Origin of the sequence: Actinomadura napierensis, assembly GCF_039529375.1 — a bacterium.
Lineage (GTDB): Bacteria > Actinomycetota > Actinomycetes > Streptosporangiales > Streptosporangiaceae > Spirillospora > Spirillospora napierensis.
In genome coordinates this window covers 1-15,922 of the sequence record NZ_BAAAMR010000075.1, presented here as the reverse complement: position 1 = coordinate 15,922, position 15,922 = coordinate 1, and the positions used below count along the sequence as shown (strand labels likewise).

Annotated in this window: 14 protein-coding genes and 1 tRNA gene; 8 read left to right on the top strand and 7 right to left on the bottom strand. The window is 59.9% G+C overall.

Annotated elements, in window-relative coordinates; genetic code table 11:
- Nucleotides 1-104 precede the first annotated feature (104 nt).
- Together ABD296_RS33390 and ABD296_RS33385 are read right to left on the bottom strand one after the other, a co-directional pair.
- Nucleotides 105-710 (bottom strand): ArsR/SmtB family transcription factor, encoded by a 606-nt coding sequence (locus ABD296_RS33390; protein WP_344276485.1) that lies wholly within the window; start codon nucleotides 708-710, stop codon nucleotides 105-107.
- Between the two features lie 391 nt (nucleotides 711-1,101).
- Nucleotides 1,102-1,413 (bottom strand): IS110 family transposase, encoded by a 312-nt coding sequence (locus ABD296_RS33385; protein WP_407061543.1) that lies wholly within the window; start codon nucleotides 1,411-1,413, stop codon nucleotides 1,102-1,104.
- Between the two features lie 874 nt (nucleotides 1,414-2,287).
- On the opposite strand from ABD296_RS33385, the gene ABD296_RS33380 reads away from it, so the two are divergent.
- Complete coding sequence (locus ABD296_RS33380; protein ID WP_344276482.1) at nucleotides 2,288-3,892, top strand: SIR2 family protein; 1,605 nt, start codon at nucleotides 2,288-2,290, stop codon at nucleotides 3,890-3,892.
- 28 nt (nucleotides 3,893-3,920) lie between these two features.
- Nucleotides 3,921-4,685: an SDR family NAD(P)-dependent oxidoreductase gene (locus ABD296_RS33375; protein ID WP_344276479.1), complete on the top strand. Its 765-nt coding sequence runs from the start codon at nucleotides 3,921-3,923 to the stop codon at nucleotides 4,683-4,685.
- 12 nt (nucleotides 4,686-4,697) lie between these two features.
- Here ABD296_RS33375 and ABD296_RS33370 read toward each other — a convergent pair whose 3' ends face one another.
- Entirely contained in the window at nucleotides 4,698-5,177 is a 480-nt protein-coding gene (locus tag ABD296_RS33370; protein WP_344276476.1) for a hypothetical protein, read from the bottom strand.
- A 107-nt stretch (nucleotides 5,178-5,284) separates the two neighbouring features.
- Between ABD296_RS33370 and ABD296_RS33365 the strand changes: the two genes are divergently transcribed.
- The 5 genes from ABD296_RS33365 to ABD296_RS33345 all read left to right on the top strand — a co-directional run bounded on the left by ABD296_RS33365 (nucleotide 5,285) and on the right by ABD296_RS33345 (nucleotide 10,189).
- Entirely contained in the window at nucleotides 5,285-5,881 is a 597-nt protein-coding gene (locus ABD296_RS33365) for a LysE family transporter (protein ID WP_344276473.1), read from the top strand.
- Nucleotides 5,882-6,094: 213 nt separating this feature from the next.
- Complete coding sequence (locus tag ABD296_RS33360; protein WP_344276470.1) at nucleotides 6,095-6,505, top strand: RidA family protein; 411 nt, start codon at nucleotides 6,095-6,097, stop codon at nucleotides 6,503-6,505.
- Nucleotides 6,506-6,524: 19 nt separating this feature from the next.
- Nucleotides 6,525-7,187 carry an orotidine 5'-phosphate decarboxylase / HUMPS family protein gene (locus tag ABD296_RS33355; RefSeq protein ID WP_344276467.1) on the top strand — a complete coding sequence of 221 codons (663 nt, stop codon included), beginning with the start codon at nucleotides 6,525-6,527 and terminating at the stop codon, nucleotides 7,185-7,187.
- Between the two features lies 1 nt (nucleotide 7,188).
- Complete coding sequence (locus ABD296_RS33350) at nucleotides 7,189-7,884, top strand: RraA family protein (protein ID WP_344276464.1); 696 nt, start codon at nucleotides 7,189-7,191, stop codon at nucleotides 7,882-7,884.
- 1,954 nt (nucleotides 7,885-9,838) lie between these two features.
- Nucleotides 9,839-10,189 (top strand): hypothetical protein, encoded by a 351-nt coding sequence (locus tag ABD296_RS33345; RefSeq protein WP_344276461.1) that lies wholly within the window; start codon nucleotides 9,839-9,841, stop codon nucleotides 10,187-10,189.
- 455 nt (nucleotides 10,190-10,644) lie between these two features.
- On the opposite strand, the gene ABD296_RS50695 is transcribed toward ABD296_RS33345, so the two are convergent.
- Nucleotides 10,645-11,829 (bottom strand): helix-turn-helix domain-containing protein, encoded by a 1,185-nt coding sequence (locus tag ABD296_RS50695; protein WP_407061542.1) that lies wholly within the window; start codon nucleotides 11,827-11,829, stop codon nucleotides 10,645-10,647.
- A gap of 398 nt (nucleotides 11,830-12,227) precedes the next feature.
- Nucleotides 12,228-12,647, bottom strand: a complete 420-nt coding sequence (locus tag ABD296_RS33335; protein WP_344276458.1) for a hypothetical protein — start codon at nucleotides 12,645-12,647, stop codon at nucleotides 12,228-12,230.
- A gap of 111 nt (nucleotides 12,648-12,758) precedes the next feature.
- Here ABD296_RS33335 and ABD296_RS33330 point away from each other — a divergent pair, with 111 nt between their 5' ends.
- A complete protein-coding gene (locus ABD296_RS33330) occupies nucleotides 12,759-13,844 on the top strand; it encodes a hypothetical protein (RefSeq protein ID WP_344276455.1) in 1,086 nt (361 codons plus the stop codon).
- 364 nt (nucleotides 13,845-14,208) lie between these two features.
- On the opposite strand, the gene ABD296_RS33325 is transcribed toward ABD296_RS33330, so the two are convergent.
- Both ABD296_RS33325 and ABD296_RS33320 read right to left on the bottom strand, forming a co-directional pair.
- A tRNA-Glu gene (locus ABD296_RS33325) sits at nucleotides 14,209-14,281 on the bottom strand.
- Between the two features lie 72 nt (nucleotides 14,282-14,353).
- Nucleotides 14,354-15,922: metallophosphoesterase family protein (locus tag ABD296_RS33320; protein WP_344276452.1), on the bottom strand; the 1,569-nt coding region annotated here is incomplete at its 5' end.

Sequence of the window (15,922 nt, the reverse complement as noted above, 5' to 3'; positions counted from 1 at the left end):
CGTCCATAGGAAGAGGCGTTGCGAGAGCCGCCCTTACGGGCGGAGACGTTTCCTCCATGGGCCGCCGAGTTGCCGCTCGGCGGCCCAATCTGCGTGGTAGGCGGTCAGCCCATCCCCTCCTCGGCGCCGTCCTCGCCGATCGCGGACTCCTCCGGCGGCGCGGGGAACGCGAAGAACCGCGTCCGCACCGTCCGGGCGCCCGGGGGCGTGTCGGCCTCGCTGCGCTTGTAGCGGTTGATCAGCTTGATGTAGTCCTCGAAGAACTCCGCCAGCTCGTCCGGTGTGATCCGGATCGAGCCCCGCGAGTGCGGGAAGGCGTCCGACCACGGGCCCGGCGAATCGCGCTGCACCTGCAGGAACTGCTCGACGTCCTCGGCGATCTCCAGCCGGACCACCTCGTCCACGACGGCCCGCATCTGCTCGCTCTGCCGGGACCGGGGCGGAATGCGCAGATCCCGGACCGGGGCCCGCCACCACCGCTCCCGCGCGTGCCCGCGCTTGGGCGCCTCCTCGACGAAGCCGTACTTGGCCAGCTCCCGGAGGTGGTAGCTGGTGGCGCCCGTGTTGAGCCCCAGGGCGCGGGCGAGCGTCGCCGACGTGGCCGGCCCGTGCAGGCCGAGATGCTGCAGGATGCGCTGCCGCCGCGGATGCGCCAACGCCTTGAGCGCCTCCAGATCAGTGATCTCCAGTGGCCCCGACGACTCGCTCATATCTGCAAACTAAGTTATGCACACACCCCTGTGCAACCCCGATTGTGCACTACCGGCAGACGTGTACAGAGCCGCAAGCGGCTGACACCGAGGCATACTAAGGGAGAACGCGCAGGTAACGCTAAAGGGCCGTCCGCCGCGCAGTAATCGATCGTGGGCTCATGCCGTGTGTACCCCCTACGGGGAGGCCCGCCAACCGGCTCGACCCACCCCCGACGCCCGCCTAACAATCCCGTCCCACATCCGCATCCCCTAACTGCGCGTGCGGTGCCGTTAGACCCATGCAGGTTGTAGAAGGTTTGGGTGCAGAGTTGGAGGGTGAGGTGGTGGGGTGCGGGTCCAGTGGATGGTAGCCAGCAGCGCGCGGATCCGGTTGACCAGCTGGGTCGACTCAGCCGCCAGGTCGTCGTCGAACCCGACGGGGACCTCCATCTCTGCCAAGGCTTCCTGGTGTGTGTCGACGCGGCGCAGCGAGTGCGGGCAGCGTAGGCGATGATGTAGGCGTCGCGGGCATCGGTCTCGGCGTTGCCGGGGTGCTAGTCAGCCAGGCGGCGCATGCGGGCTGGTCGACCATCACCAGTACCCGGCCGTGACGACTGAGCTGGGCAAACCGGGCACGCAGCCGCTGCTTGTCGTTGGGAAAGGGCTTGGCGTGCAGCTTCTTGCCGGAGGAGTCCAGGGCGCAGGCATGGTGTTCGCCCATGCCGACGTCCAACCCTAGAAACACCGCGTCCTCGACGCTCACGTCTACCTCGATCCGGGGCTTGGACTGGTCACAAGTCCTTGAGACGGCTGCCGGCATCCGCGTTACGGCGAGACGACGAGTTCGTCGCAGAAGGTGCCTTGTCCCTATGACCGGTCCACCAGTTCGATGATCACTTTCCCCCGACGCGGACAGATCGACAGGATAAGAGGCAGCTCGGTCTTCACCGCGCCCCGAGCTTAAGACGCGGCAACTACCAGCGTGTGCCATCGCGCCCTCGACCGTCTTTCACACGCACTCTACCGCGTCTCCTGCGCACCGATCAGTCACCATGATCATCGACGTACAGTGACCTGACCGGCGCCCAGCGTGAGCTCGCCTAGGGCAGATCTCGGTAGCTCCTAAGTCCAAGCTCGGCATGGTCCCACTGACGAGCGAGGTCTCTGCGTAAGCGTTAGCTCGCTTCGGCGTACGAGAAAAACCAGAATTACCCGCCCGGTTTACTAGACAATCTACATTAACCTTCGACGAGCTCCTACCAGGTACAGGGTACTTTTCGGTCACCCCTTAAGTGGGCATACGGCACACTCCAACAGGACAACACCTCGAACGAGGACTACTACTTGTGTGAAACGATCAAATCCGCTCCCTTGGTTGATGGCCATGCCATACGCGGGCAGCATCGCCGCGCTTCACCGCTTATCACTCACGCACCCACGACAAGCACGCGTTCCCTGGCATGTGGGCCATCCTTCGTCTAACCTGGGAACACCCCAGCCCGCTCTTTTGGCTGATCTCGAGCGCACTGAGGGAGCACGGATCTACGTCGAGTGGCACCCGCTGGATCTTCAGTGGTGCAAAAGAGGTGCGGTGCATGGCGGAATCATGGACGGCAGAGCTCATTGAGCAACGCTACACTTCCTTAGTCGACGAACTAAGAAATGGAGACATAACACTCTTCGCCGGCTCTCGACTGTCTGAAGCACTCGGCGTTCCAGGTCTTGATAAGTTGACAGAGCAGCTGGCGCAAGAGCTCGGACTTACAGAGACCAGTTCTCCGATAGACATCGCGCAGCATTACGTTGAAGCGCATGCCCAGGGTAGATACCTCCTAAATACCCATGTAGTTCGCCAACTCAAAAAAGCCGAATCAGGCTTCGCGATGTCACATGCCTTAATCAAGGAACTACCCTTTCGTGCGATCCTCACAACGAACTTCGATCAGCTAATCGAAACAACACTTTCGTTAGATCCGAAGCGGCCGCATAAAATAGTCATTAGCGATGATGACTTGGCTTACCTGTCGGGAAGTCAGCTGCCCGTAGTAAAAATTAATGGTTGCGTAAGTATGCCCAAGAGCCTTGTACTCACACGAGGAGACTTCGAGTCTTATACTGATACAAGGCCGGCTCTGACCAATTACCTGAAAAACCTTCTCGCTACATCAACCCTACTTTTTGTGGGTGCAAGTCTGCAAGATCCCGCCTTCGCAAGCTTCAACGCTGAAGTGCTAAGGAAGTTGGGTCCGCATCGGCGCGCATTTTACTCCGTCGTTCCGCAAGCTAGTGATGCGGAAATTCGAGACAGTAGAACCCGAGGAATCGAGCTAATCAACCTCAAGACGTCACAAAAGCACGCTAACGATGAAACTACCAAATTTCTAGAGTCCCTAGTCAGATTGGTTAGGGGAAAGAAATCAAAAGAAAATACTAACCCGACAAACACGGCAGTCACGTTTCAGTCGGCGAAGCCAGCCTTGCAGCTTGAGCCGTTGTACCAGTCTCTTCTGATCTCCAGGCTAGGCACCGGACTTAGTTTGCAAGTGAACGCCGACCATGTTGATACGGTTCATCATTACAAGCTTCTTGAGCGTATAGATCTCTTGGATTATAACTCGGGTAATTTTGTATCACTTAGGAGACTTCGGGGAGTTAACGCCTCTGACCGTCTCAGTTCGCACGTCATCTATGCTGAATCGTCTGAGAGAAAGCTACGGTTTGACCAGACCGACGTGCGGGCTTTTGATACCCAAACACAGATGCAACTGATGGTTGAGCCGCTTAACGGTGACAATCAGATGATGTTCACGCACGCCTATCGAATGTACTTTCCGAGGCCGTTGTCACCCGGCGAGGAATTCGACATCGTTCATAGAATAACACTTCCAGGAGAACTTGAGGTCCTATCTCCCAAAAACGAAATTATGAGTGTTTCACTGTCGCGAATTAGCCGGGGCCTGGATGCTCTGTCTTTTACGGTAAGCCTCAATTTTCGTCCACGCACGGTTGAGGTGGAGTGCCTGGATCATCGGGGCACTCGAGTTGCATGCAAGGGGCAACCGCCGAAAACCGGGGCATATGTCCGAGATACTTGGTACAAGCAGGTTCTCGATATAAACTGGACCAGCGAGCCAGTCGCGGTATCCTGGAAATGCGAACACCCAGATAGCTCGCTGTACGTCATCAACTACCGAGCTTGAAGCTTCAAAGTTCACGGAGGACAGAATCGTGTCAGTAACCAAGGTAGCCTGCATCGCCGGTGGCACTTCGGGAATCGGTAGGGCGCTCGCCGAACGTCTGCTCACCGAAGGATGGAGCGTCTATGCAATCGGGCGGAACGCTGAACACGCCGCCGAACTGACCAACACTGTGGCAAGCGATGTTGAAACTCGACTTTTTGTCAAGCATGGAGACCTGCGAAACATCGAGTTCTGTCAGGCAATAAGCCAGGAAATCGGCGAGCGTTTCGAACGAGTGGATCTACTTGTCAACGCAGCTGGGACCATAGGCGCCGGCGGCATAAAGGACGAGTCCGCCGAAAGATGGAACGAGGTTGTGTCAAGCAACCTCTCTCCCGCATTCAACATGACCAAGGTTCTCTTCGAGCTTCTCGCTGCAACCGATGGGGCAAACATCATTAACATATCATCTGTTTGCTCGCTCACTCCTTGCGGTTCCGTCGCATACTCCGTCAGCAAGGCCGGCCTGGATATGTTCACTAAGTCCGCAGCGCGCGAAATGGCACCTCACGGAGTAAGAGTGAATTCTATAAACCCGTCTGTCGTGCGCAGCAACTTGCAGAAGACGGCCGGTCTTTTTAGCGACGAATCTTCCTATGAAGACTGGGTCAATCAAATGAAGCCGAACCATCCTCTCGGACGGATCGGGGAGCCCGAAGACATCGTGGAAGCAGCCTATTACCTGCTTTCACCGTCCGCTTCCTGGGTCACGGGTGCGATTCTCGCCGTCGATGGCGGAAGGGGAATCGCCTAAGGAAGAGCATCACTAAGAATCTTTGTCTTTGTAGTGTGTGATAGTGCTCGCCGGAGGACCTAGCAGTTCTCTATGCATGCTTTCGGTCAGCGCAATCTCGGCATCGAGAAGGGATCTGAGTGCAGTGTGGTGGGCTTCTGCGGAGTGCCGGCGACACAAATGTACTTCTTCTACGGATGCCTGAGCGGCCGCTAGAGCACTTATCACCTCTGCACTAGCAATGATTCGTGCCTCTTGAAAGGCTAGCAACAAGCTGGGCAACGAGGCAGCATCATCGGCAAAGGCATGCAGGCTACTGATGAGACGTGCGTAAATCTCACGACGAGCTACACGCAGTTCAGAATGTTCGCGCTGCGCCATTTCGCGTTTATGCACTACTAACTGCAGATGCCTCTGGCTACGGGCAGTCATCCAGCCTGCGATCACCCCGGAAACACCCACGATGGCGGCGCTGGTAGCGCTTGCTACGGGTAGTACCCACTCCCAAGCCATAGGCGACAGGATGGACCGCGCCGATTGAAGTTGCAATAGCGTGGCCGAGACTGGACGTATAAGCCTCTTCCACTGTTCCGAATGCGTGCCTCGGGAATATACCGCTCGTGGCTTCCCTCTTGCTGCTTGGGTTCGTAGTCGGGGCTTCTTTTGGCCCCGTAAACTGGCTGATCCTGAAGCGCGGCATGCGTAACGGACTGCGTTCAGCATGCTACTGCGCGCTTGGTGCCATCATTGGCGATTCCGCATTAGCAGGCGTCGCACTGCTAATCACGACGAGCGTCGAGGGCGTGTCACTCGACATCGAAAAGCCAATTGTGCACCGCCTATGTGGAGTAATTTTTGTACTTATCGCGTTATCTTCTCTCCGCCAAGGAGTAACGGGAAAGAGAAATGTCGCCGAGGTGTTCGATGACGGCAGTAGAGCCGCAGATCTAGTTTCTACCTTCGGCCTGACATTAATCAACCCTTTAGGCATTCTATTATGGATCACCGTTGGCGCTTCACTCAACTTCAGGTCCAGCGCATACGAGCGATGGGAAAAGTTTACCTGGCTAGTGGCCGGCGATTCTGCTTGGTTCACATTGTTTCTGTGTGCAATCTTCATGCTGCGGAGCGCTCTACCTCTTCGAGGTCTTAGGATTGTCGGCATCAGTGCAGACGCGATCTTGTGTTCTTACGGTGTGATTCTGCTAATAAGCTAGGCCGATGGCGCAAGCGCTTACGCATCTATAGTTGCTCGACTGTGTGACAATCAACTGCGAGAAACGGCCGGCCCTCGACACAAAGGCCAGACCAAATTACGGTTTTGGGCGCCCAATAAGGCGGCAATCGAGCTATCTTGTTGCGAGAGACTTAGTGTTTCAGGTAGCTTCTCATGCGAGAGCCGATTCCTTAGCAGAAAGGACGACACTTACGTGCTCGAGCGTGAAACCATCACTCCGGAGGCCATGACGCCTCCGATGGGTGCCTATTCGCATGGGTACAGCGTGAATGTCGGCGACGCACGTATGATTTTCGTGACGGGCCAGATCGCAATCGATCACGAAGGAAACCCTGTCTCCGACGACATCGAGGTCCAAACGCGTTTCGTGTTCGAACGGGTCAGTTCGGTGCTGGAGGCCGCTAACTCGTCGATGGATGACGTCGTGAAGGCGCAGATCTTCCTCACGGACATCCGCGACTTTGCGGTGGTCTCTCCGATCCGAAACGAGTTCTTCGGGACTTCTAAACCAGTCAGCACGCTGGTGGAGGTATCTGCGCTGGTTCGACCTGAATGTAAGGTCGAGGTAGAAGTGATCGCTATAAGTGGCGCTAACCAGGCGTAGTGAGGTGCGGGGGGTTCCGGTGGATCGAATCCGCTTCCAGCTTGCTCTTGATCTTACGGATTTTGAGAAAGCCGCCGAAGTGTCGACGCTAGTCGAACCACTGGTTGACGTATTCGAACTCGGAACCCCCTTGCTGCGGCGGTATGGTGTAAACGCAATTAGAATGTTTCGCGAACGTTTTCCGCTCACTTGCCTCGTGGCTGATTGGAAGACTATGGACTGCGGACAGGCCGAAGCGGTGATGGCGTTCGATGCAGGTGCTGACGGAGTGATTGTGCAGGCAGCAGCCCCTAGGCCGACTATAGAGGCCGCCTGCAACGAGGCTCTCTCTAGGGGCAAGTTCGTTATGGCTGACTCGTTGGGTATCTACGAGGTAGGAGACCTTCTTTCGCGAGTTCGTGGAGCATCATTGAGTCACGTCGTGTTACATCTGGGAAAGGATGAACAAGGTATTGGAGGGGATATTTCTGCAAAGCACGCCCGTCGGGTGGCAGAGGCTCTAGCTGCGTCGCATATCAAGTTGGCGTTGGCTGGCGGGCTTACGGCGCAAAGTATCGAATCTTTCCAGGCTCTCGAGAACCTGGATGTTGCGGTGATCGGTGAAGCCGTAATACGTAGTTCGCGACCGCTAGAAGTCGCAACAGAAATTAGGCGAGCTTGCCTGAGAGAAAAGGTTATGTGAGATGACGACGCCTGATCGCCAAGTTTTCGAGCAGCTACGTTATTACGACACTCCGACCATTTGTAATGCACTTGAACTCATTGATGACTCTCGCCGATGGTATGGCTTCACGAAAAGTGATGTAACTGCGATCAATCGGACCTCCGCGCCCGCGGTGGGTGTAGCATTCACTGCAACTATGAGATCTGCCTACCCGGCTGAATTTGATCGTGAGCAATTGAAGCGGGACCGATTGAGCTATTATGAATATATGTATGAGGTTGTCGCAGTGCCAAAAATCTGCGTCATGCAAGATTTGGATGATTCTGACGCCGGCAAGGGCCCTTTCTGGGGTGAGTTTAACACTCGAGTTCATCAGGCAATGGGCTTCACAGGGGTTGTGACTAATGGAAGCATTCGCGATGTAGACAAGCTTCCAAGAGACATTTTGATCTTGGGGCGGGGGCTGCGGCCGTCTCATGCACACGTGCACATCGTGTCTTACGGTAATCAAGTTAACGTGTTTGGCATGACTGCCTCGCACGGCGAGATCGTTCACGCAGATGTCCATGGCGCGGTGTGTTTCCCCTCAGATATGGCTGTCGAAGTCGTTGAGAAGGCCGAGGCTTTCGTGGCTTCGGAACGACCGATCATGGAGGCTTGCAAGGAGGGTACTCTAACGCTCGAACGATTGCGAAGCCTCTATATGTCTCGATAATAGCGCCGAGTGTGTTGGTTGTTCGGTGGTCGTTTTGGGTGTACCGATCGTATTATCGTCACGGACATAATCGGGGCGCCAGGTGAGTTTCCCGTCGCTTTCGCGGCGTACGTCTTGGAGATGGACCATCCCCCCGAGTGCAGGGGGTGTGCGTGCATCGTTTCAGCCAGCTGACCCGGGTGGCGGGACACTTGTACCTGGCGTATCAGCGGGCGTGTACCGTCCAGGGATAATGGTGCTTTTGGCTGAGGCAGGTCGATAGGCGGGATTTGAAGCCTGCTGCGGTCGCTGACATATCTACACCTCTTTTCGCATCACGGCGCGTAGGTGACGAGTACGTAGATGTGTAGTATGCGGATCTAAGTATCCGACGCCATTGTATTTCGCGATGCTACACGCAGGGCAACGTAATTGATCGAGCCCCGATCGAGTCGCGGGCTGAGTGTCAAAATGACCACGCTCGCCGACAGATTGTCAGCAACGTCGATCTCAAACGTCACCTATGAGCTCTTGGACATGGTGCAGCGGCCAGGAGAGAGCAGTGTCGTTCCTTGGAATATCGTGAGTTCTTACCCGCCGAACAGAAACGATTTCTTCCGTGCTTCATCGCGTCCCGGAACTTTGTTCGGCTGGCTCTCGTAAACGCCTTGGGAGAGGCGCAGGGATCTGGTATCCTTTCATGTTTTTCGCAAGCTCAGGGGCGGAATGAAGCCCCCAACCACTTCGGCTAGCTCACAGGGTTTGATTTCCAACGGGGTGGTCTGCTCTCATTTCATCCCAGGCGGGAAGCGCCACCGATGCGCCGCTGCGGCTTGAATGCGGTTAACTGCTGAAGTAGCTGTGGAGGGCTGCGATGCAGGCTGACTGGCGAGTGTGGTCGTGGGGGAAGCGGCGGCGGCACTCGGGGCCGACCCAGGCTGGCGTCCTGCGACCGTGGGTTGGCTTGCGGGTACGGGTACGGGTACGGGTATAGAGACGACTGTGGGTTCTGTGTCTGGGCTTCGCAGTTTCGCGTCGTAGGTTCGGGGCGTTGCGGTGGGCCGGGGCGGGTGGCTGTGCCATGAACGGGTGCGCGGACACGTAGACCCGCCGGTGCCTTCGGGGTTCCCGGGCCGGTGCCTGACGGTGCGATGGGGAAGGCGTGGCGCGCGTCGGGCTCATTGATGCGCTCGGCTGCGGGTGCCTGATTTCGCCGGTTGCCGTTTCGCGGGCGGTGGGAGGCGACGTTGTTGTGTGGGAGTGCCCGCCGACCGTCAGGACGAGGGCTGCTGCAGAGGAGGCCAGGGCGCCGGCGACCACGGGAAGCAACCATCTACGGCGTCGCTGACGGTCTGGACGTCGGTGGCGAGGGCCAACGAGCCAAGGCTCGCACGGTTCGAAGGTTGGGCGTTCCTGAGGGGCTGAGGACGGCATGTCATGTGGTTACCAGGAGTGGCGGATCCGCTGCTGCGTGGCGCGCCATCCGTTGTCATGATTTGGCATTGGCGCCCAGGGCCGGCGACGAAATACTTGAATTCGACCTGGATTGCGACTTAGTCGGAGTTGGGTGATTTGAGTCTCGTGTCCTGAATGGTCTGTGTGCGGTCGACGACGGAATCACTTGCGTGAGCGGGGTGTCTGCTTCGGTTTGGATAGATCTACCTTCCTTGGTCTTTTGTTTGGAGGACGAGGCGCTTCGCCTGCTCTACGATCGCTCAACGTCGCAATCGGTGCGCCTGTGGCAGTGGGCTAATTGATCAAGCGTGAGGGTGGGGACTTGACGGGTATTGGTCGGCGGGTAGCTTTTGGGATCCACTGGCTAAGCCTCGCAGGCGCCACCTTGGCCCTGTCTGCGTGTGGCAGCTCGCCCAAGGCGGTCGCCTTGCCGTCGGTGAGTCGTAACGCTCCCCCGCCTTCGTCGTCGACGGATGCGGATGGGAAGGCCGTAGCAGCGGCATACACGCGGTTCGTCGCGATGCTGGACCGTGCGGATTCTCTGCCAGCGGAATCGCGTAAGCAGCAACTCGCGACCGTTATGGCCGATCCTCAGCTATCGCGGGTGCTGCAACGTATCGACAAGATGAAAAGCCAGCACATCGCGACCTATGGCCACATCGTGGTTCACGTGAAGAGAGTCCAGCTCACGACGAGTGGCGCGACGCTGTATGACTGCCAGGACTCGCGGGACTCGGGGCTTCTGAACTCGGCCACGGGTAAGAAGCTCAGCCGCGGGGTCAGTCACGGGAACACCAAGGCCCTGATGGTCAAGGGATCCGATGGGCAGTGGCGGGTCAGCAAGTTCATCACGATCGGCGATGGGTGCTGACGAGTGGGTGCGGTTACCGCCGTGCCCGGCGTCAGCCTGCTCGTCAGCTCTTCCGTGGCTGCGCCTCCGCCGCAGGATCCTTTGCCACCGAACGTGAACTCCTACAGCTACGGCTACGGCGCCCAGGACGACGGACACCCAGGTGGTGGAGGTGCGCCCCCCTCTCAGCCGCTCCAGGAGCCTGCGGGAGGCGAATCGGATCATATTGGCCCGCATGACTGCCTGACGCTGAGCAACAACGTGCAGGTCTGCGCGCCGGCGCATGGGGGCGGGAACAAGGTGCCGAAGGTTTCGCCACGCGAGTTGGCGTTGACCAGGTGGGCGCACATGCCGATACCGGCCCCGGTGGTGCGGACGGCGCCGCCTCGCGGGCGGGATGGGCTGGTCGGGCTGCCGGAATGGTTCTTCAGTTACAGCAGTTCCTATGTAGGAGCGTTCCAAAATCACAGAGCCGCCTAGGGGACGAGCTTAAGAATTGGTCGTTGTTCAGGCAGCCCGATGAGTTCTCGGACGCGTGGAACGGACCAACAGAGCTCCCGAGCGAGAGCTGGCACCGTAAGTCCCGTTTCAGATGCCGCGAGATCGAAGGCGTGGGCTAGGAGAACAGGCTGCTCTCCCGGATATCCGACAATCGGCTCGGGGGCAAATCCGGGCTGGTCACGCAGCTCATGGAGCCGTTGGTAAGCCCGACTGGCCGCCGAGTCCGACAGTAGTCCGAGCTCCCTGCATCGATACAAGAGGGAGTCAATAGAAACCCCCCATTTCGAGCGCAGCTCCGAAAGGCGCCGAAAGTCTGTTCTAATCGGCAGCTCTGAAACGATACTGTCGCGCGGCGTTAGAAATTCGGCTGCAAAGGCATTGGCCTCGCGCTCTTGTTGCATGTCGCCCGCCGCAGTGTCCCCGTGAAGAACTAGGTGACCCAATTCATGAGCGGCAGTGAAGCGGTGACGGTAGACATCATTAGCTCGATTCGAGGTTAGCACAACGATCGGTCTTGGCAGTTGCGTGGTCGAAAACGCATCAACGCTGTCCGAATCCTCGTCTGGGCGAGGCAGGGAGACGACGATGCCATGAGCCTCCATGTGGCGCACCATGTGGCTAATCGGTCCTTCTCCAAGCCCCCATGCAGCGCGCAATGCCTGAGCGGCAGCAGCCGGTTCACGTGGCAAATCTACCCCCGAAACTACCTCGCCACCGGCGAACCCTGGTAGATCGATCAATGGCAATTGAACACGCTTTTCCAGTGCGTGAGTCAACTCCCAGACTTGCTCCACGTAGGCGATGGCCTTTGCCCTCTGGTATGCCCTGGCTGAGCGAAGGCTACGAAAATGAGCCATAGACCCGTCCAACTTGCCGTGAGGTCGGCCAGACAGGAAGAACTGAACTGGGGCAGTAAGTGCCTCAGCCAGGAGAGGTATGTGTTCCGGGCGTGGACGAGTAACTCCCGCTTCATATTGACCGACCGCGGAAGGTGACACACCAATGCGTTCGGCCACCTCCTTCTTTGTCAGTCCAGCAAGGCGTCGTGCCTGAGTCAGCCGGGTCCCGTCGAAGCCATCGGCGATTGCGCGCGGGCTGACCTTTTCATGACCTCCGGTGGACGACTCACCAAAGGCACTGAGCTGCTCATGACTCTTCATTGTCGGCAACATCCTGATCTGAGGAGTCAGCGTTCTCGTTGATCGGAGGATACTTCTCTGAGTTGTTCACCTCGACAGGAGTCCGTGGGACAATCGGAGGCATGGGAATGGGTCCCTGATCGAACCTGGGGCCAGCACCTGGTGAGAGAGAATCCACAGCGGGCTGTAGCTTCCGGCGGCCGGAAGGTGGCGTGTCCGGAACAGGAATCGGCTCACAGTGGTGCCACTCCAGATTCCCATCGTCATCGAGTAGCTCTGCATTTCCCCACCAGAGCTCCAGTAGGCCTGCCTTGAAGTTGCAGGCGTACGGGATCAGTACAAGTTCCGTGTCCTCTGGCAGCCTGGAAAGGCTATCAGTGACAGCCACCAACCTCTTGGATTCTTCCTCATCCTCAGCGTCAAGAGTTAGCTGTTCGATCGTCCGCTCGGGCCCAAATAGTGCAAATAGAACTTTTAGTAGGCCAGAAAACTTTGTCTTCTGCGATCTTCACCTTCATGACGTTGATTGAACGGTCCTTGGCGAAGCAGAATGGAAACAACAGGTTACCCGACAATACTGTCAGCTGATGGATGGAACCGAAGGGGCGCACAGAGTTGAAACCGGGCTGTTCCTTGAAGCCCTCGTGCAGAGCTTCGAACTTGCGTGGGTACAAGGTCCAGGCAAATGGGTAGGCGCGGCCAGTCTGCGACTTTTCTTGAGCGTCCTGGGCGTTAACGATCGCGCCGAGCACTGACTCTGCGATGGTTCGACGAACGACCCCGGCTCGCTCACCGAACCGGTCCGTCGCCCAACTCGACAGGGGCGGTTCTGCAGACATGCGCTGATCCCCCTCACGGCATAGGAGAGCGTACGATCCTCCCCCGTGCACTTCAGTTTTCAGCACCATACTCCCGCTGAGGCTGTTGCGCCAGCGGATCTTGGGTGTAGCGTGAGGGTCGCACTGAGTCAGCAGGGGGAGGCGAGGGTGGCGAGGACGAAGGTGACCATCGACCGGCGCGCGATAGAGAAGATGGCCCGGAACATCCAGCGCGAGTTCGACAAGCACCCCATCAAGGTGCCTGTTCAGGCCGACAGCGATCCAACAAGGGGTGTGCTGCCCGATCCCCACACGACCATCGGCCTCGGCTGTGTCCAGTTCCTTGACTGGCTTGACGAGATGTCTCCGCGTGCGTCGCGGGTTCGGGACTTCCTGCCGACCATCGGGATCGACGGCGCCGTCAGCCAAGACGAAGCTCCGCCTTGGCTTCGCCAGGTGGTGTCCATCTTGGATGAGACCGGGCTGGTGCATGTCTCCGGTGCCATGAGCGGATACCTCGACTACAGCCTGTGGCTCACCGACCGAGGGGTCCGCAATGTTGCGGAACGAGCCGCCCGACGCCAGAGCAGGCTTCTACGGAGGGCAACCTGCCGGCAGGGGGTCCTCCTCTGGCTCGATGAGTGCACCGGTGGAGGCTTGGGCTCTCCGCAACTCGATGAGATCTTCACGACCCCCTGGGCCACCTTCGAAGGCGATCTCTTCACCGTCGAGGACGTCGATCTGGCATGCCGGTACTTGGCCGACAAAAACTTGATCGTTCGGCAGCCTCTTAGCCTCACCTCTGACGGGATTGACTGTGTTGAGAACTTCAACGCGTCCGTAACGGACTACCTCGCCCATAGGGGGAATGCTTCCGTGACGATCAACAACCTCAGCAACATCTCCGGTGGACAGATCGCCATCGGCAACCGAGACGTTCAGCAAAACCAGACCAACGGCATCGCCGTTGCGGACCTGACCGCCTTCGCGTCCGCTCTGCGTGGCGTAGCCCACGAGTTGGCGGACGAGCGGGCGACTGCCCTTACCAACGTCGCCGATCAAATCGAAGAAGAAGCTGGCCGTGACGAGCCGGACCAGACATGGCTGCTTCGGCTCGCCGAGCGAAGCAGACGGTTGCTACAGGGGGCTGAGGGGATAGCTGCCGTCGCGGGGGTGGTTGAGCAGGCGAACAAGGTCATTAGCGCCCTGAGCGGGTGAACTGGAGCCTGTTCTTGACCCGGCTGCGGTTGCTGTGACCCAACGAATACCCCGCTGGTTGCGCGCGGCGAGGGGGCACGTCTCCGAGGTGCTGTCGATCACCACTGATCCTGGTGCTAGCGGAGCCAAGGGCGCCCCGTCTACGCCGCCTCTACTCGATGAGGCCGAAACGCACCTTGCTCTGCATGCGCCCGGGTGATCAAGGCCACGTGCGAGGTCGGGGGCAGTCCTCACGCTGACCCGGCAGACGCCACTCACCATGACTCAATGACGCTGGCGAGCGTCCCTGATGGTGAATGTCTGGGCGATCGTCAGTTGGCCGGTCGCCTGGGCGCCGGGCGTGGCGGCGTTCCCATCTGTGCTGTACCCCCTACCGGATTCGAACCGGCGCTACCGCCTTGAAAGGGCGGCGTCCTAGGCCGCTAGACGAAGGGGGCCCGGTGTGGCGGAGAACATTGCCACTCGACCCGGTCAAGTGTAGAGGACATGGCGGGGCGGTGCGCAAACGGTTACCCCGGTTCGCGGGTGGGGGTGGCGGTCGAGGTAGGGGACGGGCTCCGGGACGGCCAGTCGGAGGGGAACTCCGAGGGGAACGGGGAGGACGGGGACGCGGGCGGTGCGGTGGCCGGGGGCTGCGGCTTGACGGCGCGGTCGGGGTCGGGTTCCAGGTGCCGCTCGATCTTGGCGGAGGTGAGGCCGAGGCCGCCGAGCTGCAGGTCGTCCCAGCCCTGGAGGCGGTGGGAGGCGCGGTTGAAGTAGAGGACGGACAGCTCGATGGGGGTGGGCTGCTCGTGTTCCAGGCCGCGCAGGCCGGCGCCGCCGGTGGAGCCCTGGACGAACAGGCGGGTGCCGGTGGGGAGGAGTTTCGTCTGGCGGGCGTGCAGGTGGCCGGAAAGGATCAGGGGGGTGAGGCCGGAGAAGGCCTCGCCTTCGGCGGGGTCGTGGGTGAGGACGATGTCGGGCGTGGTGCCGGTCCTGCGGAGCCGGTCGGCCAGGACGTCGCCTTCGGCCCGGACCTGGTCGGAGCCGACGAAGTCGTCGCGGGTGCTCTTGTCGGGGGTGAAGCGGGGGTCGCCGACGCCGTAGACGCGCAGGCCCTCCACCTCACGGGTCCGGTCGTCCAGGACGATGGCGTTCTTCTGCCGGGCGACGGCCTTCTGGGTGCTCGCCGAGTCGTGGTTGCCGCGGATGTAGACGTAGGGGATCTTCAGGCCGGAGATCGAGTCGGCGAACTTGTCCTCGGGCTTGCTGCCGTGGTCCATGAGGTCGCCGGTGTCGATGACGAAGTCGGCCTGGAACTGGGTGCTGACCGATTTGATCACGTTCCAGGCGGTCGGGTTGAGGTGGATGTCGGAGACGTGCAGGACGCGAATGGTGGACGGGTCCGGCTCGTAGGTGGGGAGGCTGGAGGTCGCCGCGTACAGCTTGGAGGCGTTGCCGACGAGGCGGGCGAGCTGGGCGCGGTAGTGCGAGAAGCGGGTGAAGACGCTCTCGGCGTTGCCGACGACCTGCGGCGCGTTCGCGAGCAGGCCGGTGTAGCGGGGCTCGGCGAGGGACTGCGGGTCGAAGGTCGTCCAGGCGACGAGGGCGACGGCCAGGACGCCGGCGGCGGAGAAGCCGAGGGAGGCGAGGGCGCGCCGCCACGAGCGGAACAGGAGCAGCGCGGCGACGAACGCGAAGACCAGGGCGAGGACGACGGCGTGGACGAGCAGGACGGTCACGCCGTGCCGGATCTGGTCCGCGATCTTGTTCGTGAGGCGGTCGAGCGCCGAGTCGTCCTCGATGAGCTGCTGCACCTGGGCGGGGCGGACGTCGGTGAGGTGGGCCTCGACGGAGACCGGGCCCGCGTGGGTGTCGAGGTGGACGGCGCCGAGCGGCGGGAGTTCGAGGGTCGTGCCGCCGTGCAGGGACGGATGCAGGACGAGTTGGACGTTCGCGGGCCCGACGGGGGTGACGGTGCGTCCGCCGACGAGGAGGCCGACGTAGCCGCCGGCGAGGCCGATGACGAGGGTGAGGACGACGCGCGCCCAGCGGCTGCGGGCCGCGCGGGCCCCGGCGGCACCGGCCCGGCCAGCGCC